Consider the following 22,789-nt stretch of genomic DNA (forward strand, 5'->3'; position numbering starts at 1 on the left):
CCCGTCATCCACCGTCGCGGAAATGTCACGTTACAAGAACCGCCCTGCATAGTAACGTCCGTTCATGGTCAACCGTCGATATCCGGTGGACCGTGCGGCGGCCTCCGACGCGCCCGCCGGCCCGGGGTCCACGGCGACGGCGGCGACCCCGCCCGGCGTCGCGGAGGACCCGCCCGCCATCCACTACGACGACGAGGAACGCCCCGCCCGCAGCCTCACCGGCAAGGTCGGCGCCGGGGTCGCCGCGGTCGCTTTCACCGTGGCGCTCCTGGTGCTGTGGCAGGTGTTCCGGCCCCTCGCCCAGGGCAGCCAGTACTACCTGATCGTCTTCCTGGCCGGCACGCTGCCGCTGGTCTTCCTCGGCTACCGCAGCGGCCTGCCCGGCGCGGCCCGGCGCCACCCGAACCGGCCCACCGTCGCCGACTGGGCGCTGACCGTCGTCACCCTGCTCGTCTGCCTGTACCCGCTCAACCCGCTGACCGGTGGCTACAACGGCTTCCTCGACCGGCAGGGCCTGCTCGACACCACCGACGTCGTCGCCGGCGCCGTGCTGCTGGTGCTCGTCGTCGAGGCGTGCCGGCGGACCACCGGGCTCGCCCTGCCGATCGTCTGCCTCGGCTTCCTGGCGTACGGCTACTACGGCGGTCTCCTGCCGCAGAACTGGACCATCGCGCACGCGGGGCTGGACTTCGCGCAGATCGTCGACGCGCTCTACAACTCGGCGAGCGGGTTCTACGGCACGCCGCTGGACGTGGCGGCCACGTACATCGTGCTGTTCACGATCTACGGGGCCGTCCTCGACCTCTCCGGCGCGAGCCGCTTCTTCGTCGATCTGTCCGTGGCCGCGTTCCGCAGGTCGCGCGGTGCTGCCGGGCGTACGGCTGTCGCCGCGGGCTTCCTGCTCGGGACCGTGTCCGGATCGGGCACCGCGACCGCCGTCAGCGTCGGCGCGGTGACCTGGCCGATGCTGCGCCGGGCCGGCTATCCGCCCGAGCAGGCCGGCGGCATGCTCGCCGCGGCGGGGGTCGGCGCGATCCTGTCGCCGCCGACGCTCGGGGCCGCGGCGTTCATCGTCGCGGAGTACCTCGACGTCTCCTACCTGACCGTCCTGGGCTGGGCGATGATCCCCACGGCCCTCTACTACCTGGGCATCCTGCTCGCCGTCGAGATCGACGTCCGGCGCTTCGGCGTACGGGCGGTCGAAGCGCCCCAGGTCAGCGCGCTGCGCCTGCTGGGCCGGTTCGGCTACCACTTCTCGTCGCTCGTGCTGATCGTCGTCCTGCTCGCCCTCGGGCAGAGCGCCACCCGCGCGGTGGTGTACGCGACCGTGCTCGCGGCGGCGCTGTCCTTCCTCGACCGGCAGGCGTGGCTGACCCCGCAACGGCTGTTCGCGGCGCTGTCCGCGGGCGTACGCGGGGTCCTCCCGGTCGTGGCCGTCTGCACCGCGGCGGGCATCATCACCGCGACCACGACGAAGACCGGCCTCGGCGCCCAGCTCGCCTCGCTGCTGGTCAGTGGCGCCCAGGCGATCACCGACAACCCGGTGGCGGTGCTGGCGCTCACGGTCGTCCTGGCCGCGGTCGCGCTCGCCGTGCTCGGTCTCGCCGTGCCGGTGACCGCCAGCTTCATCATCGGCTGGGTGATCATCGGGCCGGCCCTGCTCGGCCTCGGGGTGTCCGCGCCGGCCGCCGCGATGTTCGTCTTCTACTACTCGGTGCTCTCCGAGGTCACGCCCCCGACGGCCCTGGCGGCGGTCGGCGCGAGCGCGATCACCGGCGGCCGGGCGGTCCCCACGATGTGGCAGGCCCTCAAGTACGCCCTCCCGGCGTTCCTGGCGCCGATCGCCTTCGTGCTCACCGGCCGGGGCGAGTATCTGCTGGCCCGCGGCCCGGTCACCGGCATCCTGTGGGCCACCGCCGTCGCGGCCCTCGCGGTGGCCGGGCTCGCCATCGCGACCGGCGCCTGGGTGCCCGGCATCGGACCGGCGGGTACGCCCAGCCGCGTCCTCGGCGGCCTCGCCGGGCTGCTCCTGCTCTACCTCGCGCCGTGGACCATCGCGGCCGGCGCCGTGGCGCTCGCCCTGGCCGCGGGCATCGCGTACGTCCGGCGGCCGCAACCGGGCCGTCCGGAACCGGAAGGTCGTCCGGCACCGACGGGGAGGAACCGATCATGAAGAAGGCATGGGCCTGGGCGGCGGTGGCGACGCTGGCGCTCACCGGCTGCGGCGGCAAGCAGGACGCGGCCGACACCGACACGGGCGGGGCGGTCACCTGCGACGTCGCCAAGGAGACCCGCGTCGGCATCGCCACCGGCAACTCGACCGGGGTGTACTTCGCGCTGGGCAACGCGTACGCGGAACAGATCGGCGCCTCCGGCGGCAAGCTGAAGGCGACCGCGTCGGAGACCGGCGCCTCCGTGCAGAACATCCAGCAGCTCGTCGCGGGCGAGTTCGACGTGGCCTTCTCCCTCGCCGACAGCGCGGCCGACGCGGTCAACGGCACCAACAGCTTCACCGCGAAGCGGCCCGTCCAGGCGCTGGCCCGCATCCACACCAACTACACCCAGGTCATCGTCCGCAAGGCGGCCGGCATCAAGGACGTGGCGGGCATGCGCGGCAAACGCGTCTCGACCGGCTCGCCGAAGTCCGGCACGGAGGTCATCGCCAACCGGGTGCTGACCGCGGCGGGCCTCGACCCGGCCAAGGACGTCCAGGCGCAGCGCCTCGACCTCGCCAAGACCGTTGACGGCATGAAGGACGGCTCGATCGACGCGCTGTTCTGGTCCGGCGGCCTGCCCACCCCCGGCATCACGGACCTCCTGACGACCGCCGGCGGCCAGGTCCAGTTCCTCGACATCACGCCGGTCCTCGGGGACCTCAAGAAGATCAATCCGGTGTACGAGCAGGGCACCATCCCCGCGGCCACGTACAAGTCGGCGGCGGACGTGGCCACCATCGTGGTCCCGAACCTCCTGCTGGTCCGCGAGAACCTGGACGCGAACGTCGCCTGCGCGCTCACCCGGACGCTGTTCGAGAAGCAACCCCAGCTCGCCCAGGCCAACGCGGCCGGCAAGGAGATCAGCCTCGACAAGGCCCGCAAGACCGAACCGGTCACCCTGCACCGCGGCGCCGTCAAGGCCCTCGACGACCTGGGCGCGCCGAAGTAAATGCGTTGAGGGCGCCCGCCCGGGCGTCCTAACGTAAGCCCCGTTCCGCACGGCGGCACGGACCGGAGGGAGTAGGCATGCACGGCAGCACCGCGAACCGATCGCGCACCCCGCGCACGCAACACCCGGGTCCGGCCCGGCGACGCGCCTGATCACCGCCTCGCCGAAGCCGCCGCCCGGTTCGGGCCGGCGGCTTTTTCATGGCCGCGGCCCAGAGGAAGGGCCACGGCTCTCTCGACCGGGGCCCGGGAGGGTCGGTGACCGGCGCGGGCCGGCCACGGCGGGTACGACGACCGCCGGGCTCGCCGGCAGGGAACACTTGCGCTACCCCGCCAACGCGCCGGCCCACCACCCCCTACGAGACCCGCCCCCATGGCGCAGCTGGACAGCGCGCGACGCTACGAACGTCGAGGCCGCAGGTTCGAATCCTGCTGGGGGCGCCGCGTGGTTCACGAGGCGTATTCGTTCGAGATCTCGGTGGCGTAGTTCTTCCACAGCGGCTTCATGGTCTCCGCGTTGACCGGCTGCCCGGAATCGATCATGGCTTTGAAGTCGCGGAAGTACTGCACGTACAGGTCCGGCGTGAACGTGTTCAGCATGACCGCGTTCTCGTCGCCGATGTTGGCGAACGTGTGCGGCGCTCCGGTCGGCACGATGACCCAGGTGCCCGGCCCGGCGTCGTACTGGTCCTCGCCGACGGTGAACCGGAACGTTCCCGCCAGCACGTAGAAGCCCTCGTCGTGCTGGGCGTGGCGGTGCTGCAACGGGCTCGGGGTGCCCGGCGGAATGGTGACCTCGGCGAACCCCAGCCGGTGGTCGGTGTGCTCGCCGTTCTCCAGGATGCGGATCTGCTGCGCCCCGCTGCCGAGGATCTCGCCCTCACCGGGGCGGACGATGTTCACCTTCGCCACGACTTCTCCCATTGTCATTGCCTGTCCTGGTCACCACCATCCTGTTCCGGTTCGGCCGTGCGCGTCTTGGTCGTCTGCGCACGGTTGCTGGTCACCAGTGCGCGGGCGTTGTAGCCGTACGTCGACTTGAAGAGCTTGCTGAAATGGGTGGGATCGGTGAATCCCCACCGGGCGGCCACCGCGGTGACCGTACGTCCGCTGCCGGTCAGCTCGGCCCGGCAGCGCTCCAGGCGGCGGCGCCGGATCAGGGCCGCGACGGTGAGCGGCTGGTCCTCGAACAGTTTGTGCAGCCGGCGTACGGAGATGTGGTGGGCGGCGGCGATGCCGGGCGGGGACAGATCGGGATCGGCCAGCCGGGCCTCGATGTAGCCGGTGATCCGGTTCCGCAGCCACTCGTCGGGGGCCGGCTGCTCGTCACCCAGCCGGGCCTCCAGCGCGACCGCGATCAGCTCGATGATGGCGGCCGCCGACCGCAGCGCCTCCGTCTTGCGGAACCCGGTCGCCGAGCGCGCGGACTCCCGGGCCAGCACGGAGACGAGAGCACCCGGACCGTGGCTGCCGTCGATGCGTTCGCCGATGAGCCGGTCGAGCTGCGCGGGCCGGATCCGGAGCTCCCGGCGGGGAACCAGGACGGTGACGTGCGTCGCGGCGGTGCTCTCGAACCGGAGCGTGCGCGTGGGATCGAGCAGCACGAGGTCGGCCGGCCCGAGGTCGGCGTGGCCGCGCCCCTGCTCGACCCGCGTCCGGCCCCGGGCCATCACCTTGATCGCCAGGTGTTCGCCGTCGGAGGCGTCGCGCTCCCGACCGATACAGGCGCTCGCGGGCGTGTCGAGGGAGACCAGCCGCAGCGGCCCGAGGTCACGGGTTTCGATCCGGCCCCGGAAGCCGGGCCCGGCCAGCTTGTTGACCAGCGGCGGAAACCCGCTGGCGGCCAGCTCGTCCTGGAACGTCTCGAGGTCGCCGATCACCGGTCAACGATACGGCGACTCTTCCGTCCGGGCCCGGTGTCCGGCCGGGCTCAGAGCGGGCGCAGCGCCCGGCCACCCGGCCGGGCGCTGCGTCTTGCTGGTCAGCGGACGTACAGGTCGTAGACCGTGCGGTTGTTGCTGTGCACGCAGCGGTAGAACTCCCAGCGGTGCTCGTTCGAGAGCTGGCGGCCGGTGTTGTCGCACTCGTTGCGGTTGGTGACGCCGGTCTTGTGGAGGTACAGCAGCTCGGTGTCGGAGCGGTTGTAGTACATGGTGTTGTCGACGACGTACTCGCCGAGCTCGTTGCCCGGGTTGAGCACGTTGTCCGCGTCGAAGTGCCAGTGCACGCCGAGCCAGAGGCGGCTGTGCGCGTTCTCGTCGGCCGCGGCGGAGAAGCTGGTGAAGGTACGCGGCCCGGACGCGTTCGGGTCGTCGGTCGTGCCGGTGTAGGTGATGTTGTCGCGGCCGAACCAGTGCTCCATGACGTGCGCCCAGGTGTAGGCGAAGGTCGCGTGGCCGGACACGTACGCGGGGAACGGCGGCGAGAAGCGGCGGCCCTGCCGGTCGATCGAGAGCGGCTGCCAGTCCCCGTCCGGCTCGGTGTCCGCGTTGCCGTCCTCGCCGGCGCGGTGGATGCCCATGTCGGGCCGCCACAGGTCGACGGAGCCGAGGAACTTACGGTCCCAGGCGAGGATCGAGGCGTCCGCGAGGCCCGTCGCCACCTGGGCGAACAGCTTCACCTTCACCGTGGCCGGCACCTGCTGACCGTCGGCGATGATCTGGGTGTGCTGCAGGAGCTGGCCCGGCGGCTTGTAGGTGCCGTTGACGTCGTTCGCCCAGAAGAACGCGGCCTTCGTCTGGTCGGGCGTACGGACCGTCGAGTTCCACGCGCCGTAGGCCTTCACCTCGTTGAACTGCGCGGTGTACTCGTCGCTGGCCAGGACCTCGGCGTACGTGTCGGCGTCGGCCGGCGCGGCGGGGCGGAACTGGGATCCGCTGGACATCACGAACGGCGTGACGTTGCCCCAGTTCGGCGTGACGACCGGGCCGGTGGGCGTGGCCGGCTGCCAGGCGCCGACCTCGCTGTCTGGGGTGTACGTCATCAGATCGCCGGCGTGGTCGTTGGCGCGCCGCTGCAGCGTGGCCACCGCGGTCTGCTGTCCGATCGACTGGCCGGCGGCCTGCTGGGCGGAGGCCGGGATGTCGGTCTGTGCGGTGGCCAGCTCGTCGTCGAAATTGAAGCCGAGCGGGCCGAAGACGCCGGTGAGCGCGTCGTGGGCGGCGTAGTCGAGGGCGGTGTTGAAGTCGCCGCCGCTGCCGACCTTCAGCGTGTACGGCTGACCGAGGCAGTCCACCGCCCGCTGCGCGCAGAGCACGGAGTTGGCGGCGTCGTACATGGACACGTACATGATGGCCGCCGAGCGCGCGAGCGGGCCCGGGCCGATGTCGTTGGTCTCCCGGAACGTCTGGAGCAGCACGCCGTTCCAGTAGTTCACGTGGTCGGCGGGTCCGGCGGCGGACGCCGGCGCAGGCGTGACGGCTTGCAGGGTTGCGGCGGACAGCGCCCCGGCCGCCATGAGCGCGCCGAGGCGGCGCAGGCGTGCCGCGACGGGTTTTCGGGCAGACAGCATCGTTTCCAAACCTCCCCGTGATTTATGCATCACTCCTGGTGACGCATGAGGCGACTCTACGAAGGGAGGCTGGAGGGGCGTCGGCCGCCGATGGGCCGGAGAACCGTGACCGAACGGCCGTTGACGGTGGTCCTATGTGGTCGTGCGGAGCCAGCCGCCGTCGATGTAGTACGTCGACCCGGCCATGTAGCTCGCGCGCGGCGAGCACAGGAACACGAACAGGTTGGCGATCTCCTCGGGATCGGCGAACCGGCCGATCGGCGCGTTGTCGTCGGCGACCTTCTGCAGGTACGCCTCCCACGTCGTGTCCGTGCCCGCGGTGAGCAGCTTGGCCGTCTTCTGCCAGTCCGGCGTCATCACCAGGCCGGGGTTGACCGCGTTGACCCGGATGCCGTCGCCGATCAGCTCGTCGGCGAGGCACTTGGAGAACATCACGAGCGCGGCCTTGGTGACGTTGTAGATCGGTTCGTAGCCCAGCGGCTGGGTCGCGCAGATCGACGCGTTGTGCAGGATCACCCCGCCGCCGCGGGCCTTCATGCCGGGAGCGAAGGCGCGGGCGAGGCGGACCGCCGCCATCACGTGCAGATCCCAGTACGCCTGCCAGCGCTCGTCGGATGCCTCGAGGATGGTCTCCTCGCTCCCGGTGCCCGCGTTGTTGATCAGGATGTCGGCGCCGCCGAACTCCTCGCCGACCGCCGAGGCGAGGGCCGCCACGCCGTCGGGCCGGGCGATGTCGGCGGGGACGGCGAGCGCCCGTACGCCGAAGTCCGCGGTGATCGTCTCCACCACGGACCGCAGGCGTTGCTCGTCGCGGGCGCACAGCGCGAGGTGGACGCCCTCGGCCGCGAGGCCGCGGGCGACCGCCAGGCCGATGCCCACGCTGCCGCCGGTGATCACGGCGACCTTGCCGCCGAGCTGAAGATCCATGCCGCCTCCCGGTTCCCGTGCAAGCACCGTCGCACGAAACCCGGATCACCGCAGCGGCTCGCCCACCTCGTGCAGGTGCCGCAGCGCGATGCCGTACGACTCCAGCAGCCCGGTCTCCTCGTAGGGCACGCCGATCTCCGCGCAGTACGCCCGCACGATCGGCTGGGCCCGGCGCAGGTTCGGCGTCGGCATGGCCGGGAACAGGTGGTGCTCGATCTGGTAGTTGAGCCCGCCCAGCGCGATGTCCGTCAGCCGGCCGCCCCGGACGTTGCGGGAGGTCAGCACCTGCTTGCGGAGGAAGTCCTCGCGGCCCGTGGGGTGCGGCATGCCCTTGTGGTTCGGCGCGAACGTCATCCCGAGGTAGACGCCGAACAGAGCCTGGTGCACGGCGGCGAAGGCGAGCGCCTGCAGCGGGCTCAGCACGACCAGCAGTGCGGTCACGTACGCGACCAGGTGGAGAGCGAGCAGCGCCGCCTCGAGTCCGCGGCGCTTGATGCCGCCCGCGCGCAGGGCCCTGATGCTGTCCTTCTTGAGGCTCAGGCCGAGCAGGGTCAGCAGCGGGAAGAACAGCCACGCCTGGTGGCGCGTCAGCCAGCGGTTGAACCGGCCGCGCCGGTTCCGCGCCGCCTCGGTGGACCACACCAGCACCGCGGGCGTGACGTCCGGGTCGAGGTCGTCGTGGTTCGGGTTCGCATGGTGCTTGGTGTGCTTGTCCATCCAGTAGCCGTAGCTCATGCCGATCGCCAGGTTGCCGGCGATCCGGCCGGCGCGGGCGCTGGGCTCGTTGGTGCGGAAGACCTGCCGGTGCGCGAGGTCGTGGGCCACCAGCGCCACCTGCGCGAAGGTCACCGCGAGGAACGCCGCGACAGCCAGCGTCCACCAGGAGGAGCCCACGAGCAGGAAGGCGGTCCACCCGCCGGCGAGCATCAGCGCCACGACGCTCAGCCGTACGGCGTAATAGCCGGGCTTGCGGGCCAGCAGGCCCGCCTCGGTGATCCGGCGGGCCAGCTCGGCGAAGTCGCTGCCGGTCGCGGCCCTGGGCCGCTCGATCGTCGTCATGCGTCAAGGCTCCCGGCGGCGGGCGGGACAGTCAGGAGTGCAGACCCCCATGGAAGAGGGGTGCCAGCACTACCGCTTTCGGTGGCGCCGGCCGCCGAGAATGGCGGCATGGAGACGCGGGCGTGGGTACGCGACGGGCTGCGCGCCGTGGCCGACGGTGTGATCGCCGTGGGACTGGCGCTGACGAACTTCCCCCTGCTGGTGCTCTGGATCGTGGCGCTCGTGCTCACCCCTGTCGCCGGCATCGGCCTGGTGGCGCTGCCGTTCGTCACCTGGCTGGTGCGCGGACGGGCCGATCTGGCGCGCCGGCTGGCCGCCCGCGCCGGCGTGGCGATCGCGCGGCCGTACGCGCCGCGGCCGGAGAACGCGCGGCTCGGCGGCTGGCGCCGGTACCGGTGGATCCTCACCGACCCGGCCACCTGGCGGGATCTGGCGTGGCTGCTTCCCGGTGGCCTCGCCGGCCTGGTCCTCGGCGTCCTCTCGCTGGCCCTGCCGCTGTACGGCATCGAGGGCATCACGCTGCTGCCGCTGTGGCTCTCGCTCGGCCTGGACTCGTACGGCTACGGGATCTACTGGCCGATCCAGACCCTCGGCGAGGGGATGATGTCGCTGCCGCAGGGCGTGCTGATCCTGGCGGCCGGCGTCGCCGTGGCGCCCGCGCTGCGGTGGGTCGACGCCCAGTTCACCAGGCTGTTCCTCGCCCCGACCAGGGCGGCGGACTTGCGGCTGCGCGTGGCGCACCTGACGGAGACGCGGGCCGACACCGTGGACGCGCAGGCCGCCGAGCTGCGCCGGATCGAACGCGACCTGCACGACGGCGCGCAGGCCCGGCTGGTCTCGCTCGGCATGACCATCGGGCTCGCCGAGGAACTGCTGGAACGCGACCCGGCCGCCGTACGCAAGCTGCTCGCCGAGGCCCGCGAGGCCAGCGGTTCCGCGCTGGTCGAGCTGCGCCACCTCGTGCGCGGCATCCACCCGCCGGTCCTCGCGGAGCGCGGCCTGGACGGCGCGGTGCGGGCGTTGGCGCTCAACCTGCCGCTGCCGGTCGGGGTCGAGGTGGACCTGCCGGGACGGCCGGAGACCCCGGTGGAGTCGGCCGCCTACTTCGCCGTCGCGGAGGCCCTGACCAACGTGGTCCGGCACAGCGGCGCGCAGACGGCCGCGGTCTCCATCCGGTACGCCGACGGCGCGCTGGCGATGGTGGTGCTCGACGACGGCCGGGGCGGCGCCGACCCGGGCGCGGGCACGGGCCTGCGGGGCATGGGGCGCCGGCTGGCCGCCTTCGATGGCACGATGACGCTGTCCTCGCCGCCCGGCGGCCCGACCGTCGTGACCATGGAGCTCCCGTGCGCGTTGTCATCGCCGAAGACCTCGCACTCCTCCGTGAGGGCCTGACGCGGATCCTCACGGCGTTCGACATCGAGGTGGCCGAGGCGGTCGACAACGGGCCGGCGCTGCTGCCCGCGCTGCTACGGCACCGGCCGGACGTCGCGGTGGTGGACGTACGGCTCCCGCCCACGTTCACCGACGAGGGCCTGCAGGCCGCGATCGCCGCCCGGGCGGAGGTTCCCGGCCTGCCCGTCCTCGTGCTGTCGCAACACGTCGAGCCGCTGTACGCCCGCGAGCTGCTGACCGACCGCCGCGGGGGAGTGGGCTACCTCCTCAAGGACCGGGTCTCCGACGTGGCGCAGTTCGTCGACGCCGTACGCAGGGTCGCGGCGGGCGGCACCGCGATGGACCCGGAGGTCGTGTCGCAGCTGCTCGCCCGCCGCGGACCGCTCGCCGCGCTGACCCCGCGCGAACGCGAGGTGCTCGGTCAGATGGCCGAGGGCCGCTCCAACGCGGCGATCGCGGCGAAGCTCTTCGTCACCGAGAAGGCCATCAGCAAGCACATCAACAACATCTTCACCAAGCTCGCGATGCCGCCGTCGGACGACGACAACCGCCGGGTGCTCGCCGTGCTCGCCTACCTCAACGCGTGAGCCGTCAGCCGGCCGCCCGGTACGCCCTCCTGCCTAGAACGTGACCAGGCCGAGGTTCACGCCATTGGCGCCACCTCGTACCTCCACCGGGAAAAGGTGCTGCTCACGGGTCTCTCCGAAACATACCGACCATGAATCCCGGGCAACCGCGGAGCGCGAGCAGACCCACCGCGCCACAAAGCCGGTATCGGGCGTCGTGAGGTCCGCGGCCGCTTCCACGGCGTAGCTGCTGGACCGGTTGTTACGCACGATCACCGCTGTCTGAATGGCGATCCCACTGGGCGCCTTGATCCCGCAGACCTGAGCCCCCACGTCCGAGGCGATCGACTTAGTGCCGGCGCAGTACCACCGGGAAGAGCTGGAGTCGATGGGATTGGTGTTCCCGTAGGCTCGCCAGACGCCTGCCCTGTCGGCCGCCGCGGCAGGGCCGGCGGTCGCCACACTGACGCCTGCGACAGCGCTGATGCCGGCCAGCACCGAGGCGGTCAACCTTGTGAGTTTAAATCCATGCTCCTCAATACGGATGAAGCGAGAAACTCCACAGTAGACCAATTTGTTGGCCTTCGCGGGCCGGTGAGCCGTCAGCCGGCCGCCCGGTACGCCTTGCCGGCCTCGGTCGGGCTGGTCGCGTTCCGGTAGAGCCCGTACGGCAGCGAGTCGCCGACCGCCGGCAGCGAGAACCAGGCGTACCGCTCGACGTAGGAGGCGGCGTTCAGCTGCTTCGTGCTGTTGGTGATGAACGCGGTGATCTGCGCGGTGTCCGGGAACTTCGGCGTGCCGGTGAAGTTCATCAGGCCGTACTCGGTGACCCAGATCGGCAGGTTGTAGCGGTTGTGCACGGCCTGCACGTACCCCATGAACTGCCCGACGGCCGCGTCGCTGAAGTCCGAGCCGTACCAGTGCAGCGTGATGAAGTCGACCTTGAGGCCGCGCTGGCGGGCGCCGGTCATGAACCGGTCGAGCCAGCCGCCCGGGGTGTCCCCGCCGTACGCGACGGCCGGGCTGCCCAGCCGCATCCCCGTGCTCTGCAGCTGCGGCCACAGGCCCAGCGCCTGTTCCACGGTCATCTCGGCCTGGCCGGCCAGGTCCGGCTCGTTGAAGCCGAGCAGCGTCGAACCTTCGGACTTCACCTTGGCCAGATTCGCGGCCGTGACGACGTTCTCGTCCCAGATCATCGGCACGAATTCGGCGTCCGCGGGCATCGCGTCATTGTTCGTGCCCCAGTTGTAGTACCACTTCGCCCCGACGTCCTTGACGGCACCGGAAAGGCCGTCGAACTGCCAGGTGCTCACGCCTTTCTTCCCCGAGGCGGGGGCGGTGGTGCCTCCTGCCGGAAGCGCCCATTTCTGGTTCGCCGCGCCGGTGCAGGACCAGATCTGCAGGCGCGTCCCGGCGGCGTCCAGGCACTTGCCCGAGCCGGTGTTGACCAGCTGCCCGCTGCGCGCCGACCACTTCTGCGCACCCGTGCCGTTGCACTCGTACAGCTGCACCCGGGCGCCGTCGGCGCGCGAGGCCGCGGCGACGTCGAGGCACTTCCCGAGCGCCTGCACGGCCTCGCCGTCGACGGTCCAGCGCTGCGCGGCGGTGCCGTTGCAGTCCCAGAGCTGTACGGCGGTGCCGTTGGCGGAGTTGGCGCCGGCCACGTCGACGCATTGGCCGGTGCTCCCGGTGATCAGGCCGGCCGTGGCGGCCATGGCCTGGGTGACCCCGAGGACGCCGAGACCGGCGACGACGACACTGGAGACGACAATCGCTAGGGAGCGCCGCCGGCGCGGCTGTGACGCTGACATGCCCGGCAACCTAACCGAGGCAATGGTTGCCGGGCACATCGCCGACGCGGATTTAACCGACCCCTAAGCGGAGGGCTTTTTCTTTTCCTTAGAAGTGTTATCGGCGCCAGGCGAGCGTGGCTACGCGACCTTGTTCTCCCGATGCCCAGCACGCTCCCCGGACGCATTGCACCGCGTCGTAACTGCCGCCGTCGAACTCGGTCCACGTCTGTCCGCCGTCGCGGCTGAGGTCGCTGCCGGTGGGCCCGACCGCCAGCGCCGTACGGGCGCCCAGCCACGCCGCGCCCGAGCGGTATTCGCCCGGCTCCTGACGGGCGGGGACCCAGCTCCGGCCGCCGTCACGGGTGGTCGCGGCGGCGCCGGGCGCGGTCTCCGGCACGGCGTAGTCGCCGCCCACCGCGATCCCGTGCCGCGGGTCACGGAAGGCCAGGCTGTAGACGCCCGCGCTGGGACCGCTCGGGATGCCGCTGTCGCTGACCTGCCAGGTGCGGCCGCCGTCCGTGGTGGCGAACACGCGGGCCCTTTCGCCGCCGCCCGTCGCGAACCAGGCTCGGCCGGCGCCGCCGTGGTCCGCCGTCACCAGGCACGTGCCGCTCGCGGCGAACGCGAACTCGCCGGGCAGCGCGTCGGGCATGCCGGTGGTGGACCGCACCGACCAGGACCGGCCGCCGTCGGACGTGGCGAGGATCCGGAACCGGCCACCGACCGGGTCGGACAGGGCCAGGCCGTGGCGGCGGTCGAGGAACGTCACGCAGTCGTAGAACGCCGCCGGGTCGTCGTTGCGGAACGTCTCCGCCCAGGTGCGCCCGCCGTCGCCGGTCACGTACAGGCGGGACTGGTCGCCCTCGCCGATGGTCAGCGCGACGGCGTGGTCCGCGTCGAACGCCTCGATGTCACGGAACTGCAGGTCCGCTGTGCCCGGGGGATCCACGCGCTGCCACGAGCGGGCGCCGTCGACCGTACGCAGGACCGTGCCGGCGGAACCGGCCACCCAGGCGACCTTGTCGCTGACCGGCGCTAGGCCGCGGAAGCGGGCCGTGACGCCGGTGTCGGAGAGCCGCCACACCGGTGCCGGGGCGCCCGTGGTGAAGCCGCCCGCGGCGGCGAGGGTGACCAGGCCGAGCGCGGCCATCGAAAGCTTTCGAATCATGCCCGGAACCTACTCCCACCGGCGGAGGACGCGCTCTTCGTCACAGCCGGAAGATGCCATGTCCGTAACACCGGCAGCCGACCATGGGGGTATGCAGACCGCGCCCCACCGGCTCCCCGTGACCGTGGCTATCACCCGCCGCGCCGATCCCTCCCGCAACGCGGAGATGCTGGCCTGGGTGCGCGCCGGCGCGGCGCTGGCCGAGGACTTCCCGGGCTTCCTCGGCGTCGGCTGGATCCGGCCCGGCCCGGGCTCGACCGACTGGCACATGCTGTACCGCTTCGCCGACGCCGAGGCGCTGCGGGCCTGGGAGGAGTCGTCGCAGCGGCAGTGGTGGCTGTCCTCGGCGCAGGGGATGGTGGAACACACCCGGGTCGAGAGGCGTACGGGCATCGAGGGCTGGTTCGACCCGCCGCGCGAGCACTCCGTGACCGAACCGGCCCCCGCCGCCCCGCCCCGGTGGAAGCAGGCGGTGACGATCTGGGTGGGGTTCTTCCCGCTCAGCCTGCTTTCCGCGGTGACGCTCGGTCACCTGCTCGCCGGGCAACACGTCGTGGTGCGCACGCTGGCCAGCACGTTCGCGCTGACGCCGCTGATGACGTACCTCGTCCTGCCGCAGGTCACCCGCTCCCTGCAGTGGTGGCTGCAGGGCCGCCCGGCGCCCTGGCGGCGGTGAGCGGGGACTCCTCAGGTCGGCCGCGCGGCGCCCGATGGTCACCGCGAGGAGGCATATCCATGCGGCTGCGCAACTGGATCGCCGTGGTCGTCAGCGTGCTGCTGCTGGTGGCTGTCGGCATCGTCGGCGTGCTCGTGAACCGGTCGGCGCTGCGGGCGGCCGACACGGTGCACCGGGCCGACTCGCGCGCGCTCGCAGTCAACAACGCCACCCTCGCCGGGCAGATGCAGCTGCTCTCCGCCAAGGAGCTCAGCGAGTTCGCCGGCAGCCACAGCTTCGGGCTCGGCGCCGGGCAGGCCGCCGACCGGCAGGCCCTCGAGACGTACGTGCGCAAGTCGGCGGTGTTCCCCTACGGGGCCGCGCTGACCGCGCCGGACGGCACGGTCCTCAACGCGACCCGCCTGCACCCGCTGCCCGACCCCAGTGACCCCGGGTACGGCGTGATGCGAGCCCACCTGCTGGCCGGCAAGCCCGGCTTCTCGTCGCTGATGAGCGTGTACGACGGCACCGGCCGGAAGGTCGCCGTCGAGGCGGTCGCCGTTCCGATCCGGGTCGGCGGGACCGTGGCCGCGTTCCTCGTCGGCTACTACACGCTGGCCGACACGCCGCTGCAGGCGTACACCGCGAAACTGCGGTCGGACCTGCACCGGACCCTGGTCGTCGACACCACCGGCGCCGCCCTGTTCTCCAGCGAGACCACCATGATCGGGTTGAAGGCGGACCCGGCCGTCATCGCGGCGGTCAAGGCGCACCCCTCCGGCTCGACGTTCGTGGAGTACCGCGCCGGCAAGGTCGACATGATCGCGATCGTGGTCACCGGGGACGTGCTGCCGGGCGGCTGGGCGTACGTCCGGATCCAGACCATGGCGTCGTTCGACGGTGCCGTGCACAGCCGCAGCCAGACCATCAACGTGACGCTGCTCGCCATGCTGCTGATCGGCGCGGTCGGCATCTCGATCCTCGGGTACCGCACCCAGGTCCAGCGGCGGCGGGCGGACGAGAAGTTCCAGGCGCTGTTCCAGCACGCCCCGGACATGGTCGCGGTGCTCGACGCCGACGGCCGGGTGGCGTTCTCCAGCCCGAGCGCGGCCTCGGTGCTGCACTTCCCGGCCGGTTCGCTGCAGGGCAGCAGCGTCTTCGAGCTGGTGCACCCCGACGACCGGCAGCGGATGGTGGACGCGTTCGCCCGGCTGCTGGGCGAGCGCAACGGGGTGCTGCGGCTGCAGACCCGGATCCTCAACTCCGCCGGCTCGGCGACCTGGTTCGAGTTCACCGCCTCCAACCAGATGCACAACCCCTCCCTCACCGGCATCGTGATCAACGCCCGCGACGTCTCGGAGAACCGCGCGTTCCAGGAGCGGCTCGCGCACGAGGCCCAGCACGACGCGCTGACCGGGCTGCCGAACCGCCGCCGCATGCAGGACGCGCTGAGCTCCTCGCTGCGGCAGGAGTCGGTCGCGGTGCTCTTCGTCGACCTGGACGGGTTCAAGCCGGTCAACGACGCGTACGGCCACGAGGCCGGCGACGAGCTGCTGCGCCAGGTGGCCGAGCGGCTCAGCGCCTGCGTCCGCAGCAACGACGTGCTGTCCCGCGTCGGCGGCGACGAGTTCGTCGTGCTCATGCCCGGCATCACGGACCGATCGGACGCCGACGCGATGAGCGAGCGGGTCCGGCTGTGCGTCGAGCGCCCGTTCTTCGTGCTCGGCAACGAGGTCGCGATCGGCGCGAGCGTCGGCGTGCACCTGGCCGGCGCGGCGGACGACCCCGACCAGGCGCTGCGCGCCGCCGACCACGCCATGTACGCGGTCAAGCACCGTGGTGGCGGCCGGACCGCGACGGTCCCCGAGCAGCGCGCACCGATCCACGTGGGACGGCACCGCGCGGACGTCTGACCGGCTACGTTGAAGCCCATGGCCACGAAGCCGCCCGCGATCGAGGTGGAGGCGGGGGAGCACACCGTACGGGTCTCGAACCCGGACCGGGTGTACTTCCCCGAGCTCGGCCTGACCAAGCTCGACCTCGTCCACTACTACCTGAGCGTCGGCGACGGCATCGTCCGCGCGCTGCGGGAACGGCCGTGCATGCTGCACCGCTTCCCCGACGGCCTGGCCGGCGAGAAGGTCCACCAGAAGCGGGTGCCGCACGGCGCCCCGCCGTGGCTGGAAACCGTCCGGGTCACGTTCCCCCGCTACAACCGGCACGCCGACGAGCTGTGCGTGACGAAGCTCGCCGACGTCGTCTGGGCCGTGCAGATGTCGACCGTGGAGTTCCACCCGTGGAATTCCCGGCGGGCCGACACCGAGCGGCCCGACGAGTGGCGCATCGACCTCGACCCGATGCCCGAGTGCGGCTTCGCCACCGTACGCCGCGTCGCGCACGTGGCCCACGAGGTCCTCGGCGAGCTGGGCATCACCGGGTTCCCGAAGACGTCCGGCGGCCGGGGCCTGCACGTGTACGTCCGCGTCAAGCCCGAGCACGGCTTCGCGGACGTCCGCCGGGCCGCCCTCGCCTTCGCGCGCGAGGTGGAGCGGCGCGCCCCCGAGGACGTCACGACGACGTGGTGGCGCAAGGACCGCGACCCGCGCAAGCTCTTCGTCGACTTCAACCAGAACGCCCGCGACCACACGATCGCCAGCGCGTACTCGGTGCGGGGCAACCAGCGGGGCACGGTGTCCACGCCGATCCGGTGGGCGGAGGTCGACGACGTGGAGCCGGACGACTTCACGCTGCGGACCGTGCCCGCGCGCTTCGCCGAGCTCGGTGATCTGCACGCGACGATCGACGACACCGCGTACGACTTGCGGCCGTTGCTCGAATGGGCAGATCGCGACGAGAAAGCCGGGCTGGAGGCGCCCGCGGAGGCCGACTGAATATTCTCGGGCGTCAATGGGGTGGTTCGACCCCGCTGACCCCGGAGGCGCACATGCACAGGTCGATCCGGTGGACGATCGCGGCCACCGTCGCCGCGACCCTGACGATCTTCGGCGTACCGGCAGCCGCCATCGCGGCCCCTGCCGAGGCCGCCGTCCTCTCCGCAGCCGGCGCCGAGGTGGTGCCGGACAGCTACGTCGTCGTCCTCAAGCAGGACACGTCGGCGGTCGCCGGGCAGGCGCGGACGCTCGCCACGCGGCACGGTGCCACCGTGCGGCGGACGTACTCGCACGCGCTGCGCGGGTTCGCCGCCACCATGAGCGCGCAGCAGGCCCGCCGGATGGCCGCCGACCCGGCCGTCGCGTACGTGCAGCCCGACGTCGTGCACCGCGCCAGCGACACCCAGGCCAACCCGCCGTCGTGGGGGCTCGACCGGATCGACCAGCGCAACCGGCCGCTGAACTCGGCGTACACGTACTCGACGACCGCCTCGAACGTGCACGCCTACATCGTGGACACCGGCATCCGCACCACCCACCAGGACTTCGGCGGGCGGGCCACCAGCGGCTTCGACGCCGTCGACGGGGGCGCCGCGGACGACTGCAACGGCCACGGCACGCACGTCGCCGGCACGGTCGGCGGGAGCTCGTACGGGGTCGCCAAGGGCGTGCAGCTCGTCGCCGTCCGCGTGCTCAACTGCGAGGGCTCCGGCACCACCGCGCAGGTCGTCGCCGGCATCGACTGGGTGACCGCCAACGCGGTGAAGCCCGCGGTGGCCAACATGAGCCTCGGCGGCGGCGCCGACACCGCCCTCGACAACGCGGTGAGCCGGTCCATCGCCTCCGGCGTCAGCTACTCGATCGCGGCGGGCAACGGGCTGTTCGGCATCATCGCCCTCGACGCGTGCACCCAGTCGCCCGCCCGGGTGCCGACCGCGATCACCGTGTCGGCCGTGGACAACGCCGACCGCAAACCCAGCTGGCCCAACCGCGGCACCTGCGTGGACGTGTTCGCGCCGGGCATCAACATCACCTCCGCCTGGGGTACGGGCGACACCGCCACCAACACCATCAGCGGTACGTCCATGGCGACCCCGCACGTGGCCGGCGCGGCCGCGCTTTACCTGGCCACGCACCCGTCGGCGAGCGCCGCGGACGTGCACGCGGCGATCGTGTCGAACGCGACTACCGGCGTCGTGACGAACCCGGGCTCCGGCTCGCCCAACCGGCTCCTCTACACCGGCGCCTTCTAACAGCACCGTCAAGGTGGCGAGCCACGAATCCCCCGAAAGGGTTGTCCGCGGCTCGCCGCCATGGCCGTGACATCGCAGGTCAGGCCCGGTTTTCCGGCCCTCGAGGGGCGCCGCGCGGGGTGGTCGCCGTAGGGGTGCGGTGACAGCATGTGTCAATGCGTTCCGGCCACCATCATCTGCCCGGCGAACGACCGTCGTGGTTCGACCCGGACTCCCGCGTCCCCGGGCCCCGGCGGCCCCAGCTGCCGGACCGGCCCCAGCAGCGCCGGGTGTCGGACTGGGCGGCCGCCACCTGCGCGGAGATCGCCGGCGACGTCGTCCGCGGCGGGCTCTGGCGCTTCACCGAGGTCGTCGCCGACGTGCTGTACCCGGGCATCGGGGTCGCCGTCGCCGCCGCCCAGCGCGCCACCAAATGGGGTCCGCAGCTGCACGGCCTCAACGACGAGCGCGGCGCCGACGTCAAGATCGGCCTGGCCGGCTCGGAGAACCTCGGCCTGTGGGTGGTGTTCCGGACCCGGCTGGGCCAGTTCGACCCCGGCCCGCGCCCGGACTGGTGCACGGACCTGCCGGTCGGCCCGCTCGGCGGGGACGGCGTACGCCGCGACGCCGCGGTCGTCTCCGGCGTGGAGGACGTGAAGCCCGCGGACGTGGCGCCGCTGCTGCTCGTACCGCCCGCGGCCGGCGCGGACACCCGGCTGCTCGCCCGCGTCGACGTGGCCCGGCGCAGCGGCGTGGTGGCCGTCGACCCGGGGGACGGGCAGTGGCAACGCCGCCTGCACTTCACCGTGGTGCACGCATCCCGGCGCCGCGCCGGCCACCACGAGCTCTACCGGGTCGTCTGCCCGGTGTGCGCGGGCCGGCGCCTCGCCCAGTTCCGCGGCTTCGACGTGTGCTCCGGCTGCGGCTGGATCACCACGCAGTCATGACCGCGACGCTCAGACGCCCAACCCGGAGGCGACCGCCTCGGCGTAGGTGAACTGCAATGGGCGGGCGTCGATGCCGAGCAGCTGCAGCATCTCGGCGTGCTGCTCCTCGGTGAACAGGTACTCGCCGGTCAGCACGGTGGTCAGGGCCCGCTCGTCCACCTCGCCGACCGCCAGCGGCGTGAACGCGGCCGGGTCGGCGCCGTACGGGCCCGCGGGCAGGGTGGCGTCCTCGGGATACTCGCGGCCGAGGAAGTCGACCTGGATCTCGTTCTCGTCGTCGTCCCAGGCCTCGGTGACGTACTCCTGGTCGGACAGGTAGTCGTGGTAGTTGCGGCCGTCGCGGTACAGCCCGATCGCCATGACGTCGGAGTCGAACACGTTGAACGACGCCGCGAGCGCGCCCGGCGGCCGGCTCAGCAGCCGTGCCAGCTCGCCGGTCTCCGCGTACCCGTCCTGCTGGAACGGGACCACGGCCCACCGCGCCGGGCCGGCCGGGATGACCACCGCCTGCTGGCCCGAGGCGGCCACCGCCGCGTGCACGTCCGTCAGCTCGCCCGTGGCGAGAACCGTCTGATAGCTGCTACCCACGGCACGGCATGGTACGGGCCCGGTCCGACAGGAACCGAGCCCGTACCACTGCTCACGCCGCGGGACGGTAGCCGGCGGGCCGCGTCGAGAACGTGCCCCGCCCGCGGGTGCGGCTGCGTAGCTGGGTCGCGTACCCGAACAGTTCCGCCAGCGGCACCACCGCGGTGACCGCCCGTACCGTCGAGGCCGTGACCTGTCCGCGCCGCGCCGCGAGGTCGCCGAGCACCCCGCCGAGCGCGTCCGCGGGCGCCGTGACCGTGACCTCCGCGACCGGCTCGAGCAGCGCCATCCCGCAGGCGCGCAGCGCCGCACGCAGCCCGAAGCGGCCGGCGGCGCGGAACGCCGGCTCCGACGAGTCCTTCGGGTGCGTGAGCCCGTCGGTGAGCGTGACCCGCAGGCCCACCACCCGGTGCCCGCCCAGCGGACCTTCCGCGAGCGCTTCCCGGCAACCGGCCTCGACCGCGCGCACGTACTCGCGCGGCACCCGCCCGCCGGTCACCGCCGACGTGAACTCGAAACCGGTGCCCGGCAGCGGCTCCACATCCAGCACGACGTGGGCGAACTGCCCGGCCCCGCCGTCCTGCTTGACGTGCCGGTACAGCATCCCGGTCACGCCGCGCACGACGGTCTCGCGGTACGCGATCTGCGGGCGCCCCACGGTCACGGCGAGCCCCGAGGCCTGCCGCATCTTCTCCACCGCCACCTCGAGGTGCAGTTCGCCCAGCCCGGACAGCAGGGTCTGGCCGGTCTCCCGATCCGTGCGTACGGCCAGCGACGGGTCCTCGTCGACCAGCGCCGCGAGCACGGCCGGCAGCTTGGGCGCGTCGGCGGACCGGCGTGCCTCGACCGCCACAGACACCAGCGGCTCGGCCGTGGCCGGCGCCTCCAGCAGGACCGGTGCGGACCGGCTCGACAGCGTGGCCCCCGCCCGTGACCCCTTGATCCCGGCGAGAGCGACGATGTCGCCGGCTTCCGCCCGGTCGACCTCGGTGTGCCGGTCGGCCTGCACCCGCAGGACCCGCGCGACCCGCTCGGTACGCCCGGCGCCCGCGTCCCACACGACGTCGCCCTTGCGCAGCGTGCCCTCGTACACCCGCACATAGGTGAGCCGCCCGGTGCGCGCGGCGTGCACCTTGAACACCAGGGCCGCCGGGTCGGCGGCCGGATCGCCCGCGGGACCCGGCAGGTAGTCGACCACCGCGTCGAGCAGCGGTTCCACCCCCCGGTTCCGGTACGCCGACCCACACAGCACCACGACTCCGTCCCCGCTCAGCGTCAGGTCCCGCAGCGCCGCGCGCAGCGTCGTGCCGGACATGTCCTCCAGGGCGTCCAGGGCACCGGCGTGCCGCTCGGCCACCGTCTCCTCCAGCCGCCGACGCGCTGCAACGGCCTCCGGGCTTGTCGCGGGAGCCTCGTGCAGCTCGCCGTCCTCCCAGGACAGCTCCCGCATGCCGACCAGGTCGACGACGCCGCGGAAGCCGTCCTCGCGCCCGATCGGGAGCTGCACCACGAGCGGCTCGACGCCGAGCCGGTCACGGATGGAGGCGACCGCCGCGCCGAGGTCCGCCCCGGCCCGGTCGAGCTTGTTGACGAAGGCGATGCGGGGGACGCCGTACCGGTCGGCCTGGCGCCACACGGACTCGCTCTGCGGCTCGACCCCGGCGACGCCGTCGAACACGGCGACCGCGCCGTCGAGCACCCGCAGCGAACGCTCGACCTCGGCGGAGAAGTCGACGTGCCCGGGGGTGTCGATGAGGTTCAGCCGGTGCCCGGCCCAGTCGCAGCTGACCGCGGCCGCGAAGATCGTGATGCCACGGTCGCGCTCCTGCGGGTCGAAGTCGGTGACGGTCGTCCCGTCGTGCACCTCGCCGCGCTTGTACGTGGCGCCGGTGGCGTACAGGATCCGTTCGGTCAGGGTGGTCTTGCCGGCATCGACGTGCGCGAGGATGCCGAGGTTGCGGATGCGCATGGTCGTTCGTCTTCCGAGATGATCCGACGGTGGACAGCGCCCACCCGGCCGCCGCGACAGACGCGGAGCGGTCAGGAACGTCCAGCCCCGGTGGCGCGGCCGGGACCGGGCACGCCAGACACGAGGATCAGCTCGAAGAGCGACGCGGGGATGACGACGTCGATGCGGTAACGCATGGCTGTCTCCCCTCCGGTCGCGGTGATACGGCAGAAGGGTACGGAGATCGCCGGAACGTGGCGAAGGATTTACCGGGGCTTGCGCACGGTAGCGAGAATGTGACGATGAACGCACCCTTCGCCGGTGTCCTCCTGCTGCCGGACACCTCCGTCTTCGGCACGACCTCGGTCGTGACCACGGGCGACGGGCTGCCCGTCGCCACCATCCGCCGCCGCAAGCTCTCCGCGCGCAGCCGCTTCGAGATCCTGGACGCGACGGGCACGACGCTGCTCGCCACCGGGGCCCAGGCCGGTTTCTGGGGCAACAAGTACGAGGTGATGGGCCCCGAGTCGCAGTTCCTGCTGTCGCTGAAGTTCAGCGGCTGGACCGGGCCGACCGGGCGCGGCGTGGTGTCGCTTCCCGACGGGCGCACGCTGGCCACCAAGGGGAACTGGAGCGCCCGTGAGTTCACGCTGGCCGACGGGGCCGGCACCCCGGTCGCGCAGCTGCACACCACGAGCCGGCTGTTCTCGCTGCGCCCGGGCGGCCTGGCGTTCGAGCTGAAGGCGCCGGTGCTGTCCGTCGTCCAGGCGGTCGGGCTGGCGCAATGCATCCGCGCGGCGGTCGAGTCCGCCAGCGCCGCGGCGGCCGCCTGACCGATCCGCCGCCGCGGCGGCCGGATGGCCGACCGGCCCACCGTGCCTGGGGTGGGCCGCCGGCCGGATGCCCGACCGTCCGCCTCGGACGTTCGGCCGAACCCCATGATCA

At 72.3% G+C, this 22,789-nt stretch carries 20 protein-coding genes and 1 tRNA gene; 11 read left to right on the top strand and 10 right to left on the bottom strand.

Annotated features, from left to right (window positions below):
* Positions 1-64: 64 nt before the first annotated feature.
* The 3 genes from IT780_RS09675 (at position 65) to IT780_RS09685 (ending at position 3,605) form a co-directional block, all read left to right on the top strand.
* Positions 65-2,173: a TRAP transporter permease gene (locus tag IT780_RS09675; protein WP_199511107.1), complete on the top strand. Its 2,109-nt coding sequence runs from the start codon at positions 65-67 to the stop codon at positions 2,171-2,173.
* Positions 2,170-3,165 (top strand): TAXI family TRAP transporter solute-binding subunit, encoded by a 996-nt coding sequence (locus tag IT780_RS09680; protein ID WP_199511108.1) that lies wholly within the window; start codon positions 2,170-2,172, stop codon positions 3,163-3,165. The genes IT780_RS09675 and IT780_RS09680 overlap by 4 nt, the downstream gene beginning before the upstream one ends.
* 366 nt (positions 3,166-3,531) lie before the next feature.
* A tRNA-Arg gene (locus IT780_RS09685) sits at positions 3,532-3,605 on the top strand.
* A gap of 9 nt (positions 3,606-3,614) precedes the next feature.
* On the opposite strand, the gene IT780_RS09690 is transcribed toward IT780_RS09685, so the two are convergent.
* The 5 genes from IT780_RS09690 to IT780_RS09710 all read right to left on the bottom strand — a co-directional run bounded on the left by IT780_RS09690 (position 3,615) and on the right by IT780_RS09710 (position 8,661).
* Positions 3,615-4,094, bottom strand: a complete 480-nt coding sequence (locus IT780_RS09690; RefSeq protein WP_233412511.1) for a cupin domain-containing protein — start codon at positions 4,092-4,094, stop codon at positions 3,615-3,617.
* Positions 4,091-5,044 (bottom strand): AraC-like ligand-binding domain-containing protein, encoded by a 954-nt coding sequence (locus IT780_RS09695; protein ID WP_199511109.1) that lies wholly within the window; start codon positions 5,042-5,044, stop codon positions 4,091-4,093. The genes IT780_RS09690 and IT780_RS09695 overlap by 4 nt, the downstream gene beginning before the upstream one ends.
* A 101-nt stretch (positions 5,045-5,145) precedes the next feature.
* Positions 5,146-6,675: a vanadium-dependent haloperoxidase gene (locus IT780_RS09700; RefSeq protein ID WP_199511110.1), complete on the bottom strand. Its 1,530-nt coding sequence runs from the start codon at positions 6,673-6,675 to the stop codon at positions 5,146-5,148.
* Between the two features lie 132 nt (positions 6,676-6,807).
* On the bottom strand, positions 6,808-7,602 hold the full coding sequence (locus IT780_RS09705) for an SDR family NAD(P)-dependent oxidoreductase (protein ID WP_199511111.1): 795 nt from the start codon (positions 7,600-7,602) through the stop codon (positions 6,808-6,810).
* Between the two features lie 45 nt (positions 7,603-7,647).
* A complete protein-coding gene (locus IT780_RS09710; RefSeq protein ID WP_199511112.1) occupies positions 7,648-8,661 on the bottom strand; it encodes a fatty acid desaturase family protein in 1,014 nt (337 codons plus the stop codon).
* Positions 8,662-8,769: 108 nt separating this feature from the next.
* Between IT780_RS09710 and IT780_RS09715 the strand changes: the two genes are divergently transcribed.
* Positions 8,770-10,056 (top strand): sensor histidine kinase, encoded by a 1,287-nt coding sequence (locus tag IT780_RS09715; RefSeq protein ID WP_199511113.1) that lies wholly within the window; start codon positions 8,770-8,772, stop codon positions 10,054-10,056.
* Positions 10,008-10,643 carry a response regulator transcription factor gene (locus IT780_RS09720; RefSeq protein WP_199511114.1) on the top strand — a complete coding sequence of 212 codons (636 nt, stop codon included), beginning with the start codon at positions 10,008-10,010 and terminating at the stop codon, positions 10,641-10,643. The genes IT780_RS09715 and IT780_RS09720 overlap by 49 nt, the downstream gene beginning before the upstream one ends.
* A 33-nt stretch (positions 10,644-10,676) precedes the next feature.
* Here IT780_RS09720 and IT780_RS09725 read toward each other — a convergent pair whose 3' ends face one another.
* The 3 genes from IT780_RS09725 to IT780_RS09735 form a co-directional block, all read right to left on the bottom strand.
* The gene (locus IT780_RS09725) at positions 10,677-11,132 is read right to left on the bottom strand and encodes a hypothetical protein (protein ID WP_199511115.1); all 456 of its coding nucleotides are present in this window, start codon (positions 11,130-11,132) and stop codon (positions 10,677-10,679) included.
* A 92-nt stretch (positions 11,133-11,224) separates the two neighbouring features.
* Positions 11,225-12,433: a glycoside hydrolase family protein gene (locus IT780_RS09730; RefSeq protein WP_199511116.1), complete on the bottom strand. Its 1,209-nt coding sequence runs from the start codon at positions 12,431-12,433 to the stop codon at positions 11,225-11,227.
* A gap of 97 nt (positions 12,434-12,530) precedes the next feature.
* Positions 12,531-13,583, bottom strand: a complete 1,053-nt coding sequence (locus IT780_RS09735) for a WD40/YVTN/BNR-like repeat-containing protein (RefSeq protein ID WP_233412512.1) — start codon at positions 13,581-13,583, stop codon at positions 12,531-12,533.
* Between the two features lie 91 nt (positions 13,584-13,674).
* On the opposite strand from IT780_RS09735, the gene IT780_RS09740 reads away from it, so the two are divergent.
* The 5 genes from IT780_RS09740 (at position 13,675) to IT780_RS09760 (ending at position 19,308) form a co-directional block, all read left to right on the top strand.
* Entirely contained in the window at positions 13,675-14,259 is a 585-nt protein-coding gene (locus IT780_RS09740) for an antibiotic biosynthesis monooxygenase (RefSeq protein ID WP_199511117.1), read from the top strand.
* 59 nt (positions 14,260-14,318) lie between these two features.
* A complete protein-coding gene (locus tag IT780_RS09745; RefSeq protein WP_199511118.1) occupies positions 14,319-16,151 on the top strand; it encodes a sensor domain-containing diguanylate cyclase in 1,833 nt (610 codons plus the stop codon).
* An 18-nt stretch (positions 16,152-16,169) separates the two neighbouring features.
* Positions 16,170-17,129 (top strand): non-homologous end-joining DNA ligase, encoded by a 960-nt coding sequence (gene ligD / locus IT780_RS09750; RefSeq protein WP_199511119.1) that lies wholly within the window; start codon positions 16,170-16,172, stop codon positions 17,127-17,129.
* 53 nt (positions 17,130-17,182) lie between these two features.
* Positions 17,183-18,382 carry a S8 family peptidase gene (locus IT780_RS09755; protein WP_199511120.1) on the top strand — a complete coding sequence of 400 codons (1,200 nt, stop codon included), beginning with the start codon at positions 17,183-17,185 and terminating at the stop codon, positions 18,380-18,382.
* Positions 18,383-18,537: 155 nt separating this feature from the next.
* On the top strand, positions 18,538-19,308 hold the full coding sequence (locus tag IT780_RS09760) for a hypothetical protein (RefSeq protein WP_199511121.1): 771 nt from the start codon (positions 18,538-18,540) through the stop codon (positions 19,306-19,308).
* Positions 19,309-19,317: 9 nt separating this feature from the next.
* On the opposite strand, the gene IT780_RS09765 is transcribed toward IT780_RS09760, so the two are convergent.
* Positions 19,318-19,896, bottom strand: coding sequence for a hypothetical protein (locus IT780_RS09765; protein WP_199511122.1), 579 nt, complete (start codon positions 19,894-19,896; stop codon positions 19,318-19,320).
* Between the two features lie 52 nt (positions 19,897-19,948).
* Positions 19,949-21,865, bottom strand: coding sequence for an elongation factor G (fusA, locus tag IT780_RS09770; protein ID WP_199511123.1), 1,917 nt, complete (start codon positions 21,863-21,865; stop codon positions 19,949-19,951).
* Between the two features lie 281 nt (positions 21,866-22,146).
* On the opposite strand from fusA, the gene IT780_RS09775 reads away from it, so the two are divergent.
* Positions 22,147-22,677, top strand: a complete 531-nt coding sequence (locus tag IT780_RS09775; protein ID WP_199511124.1) for an LURP-one-related family protein — start codon at positions 22,147-22,149, stop codon at positions 22,675-22,677.
* The last annotated feature ends 112 nt before the right edge of the window (positions 22,678-22,789 follow it).

The sequence above is a fragment of the Nucisporomicrobium flavum genome (assembly GCF_016464385.1).
In the GTDB taxonomy this organism is placed as follows: domain Bacteria; phylum Actinomycetota; class Actinomycetes; order Mycobacteriales; family Micromonosporaceae; genus Actinoplanes; species Actinoplanes flavus_A.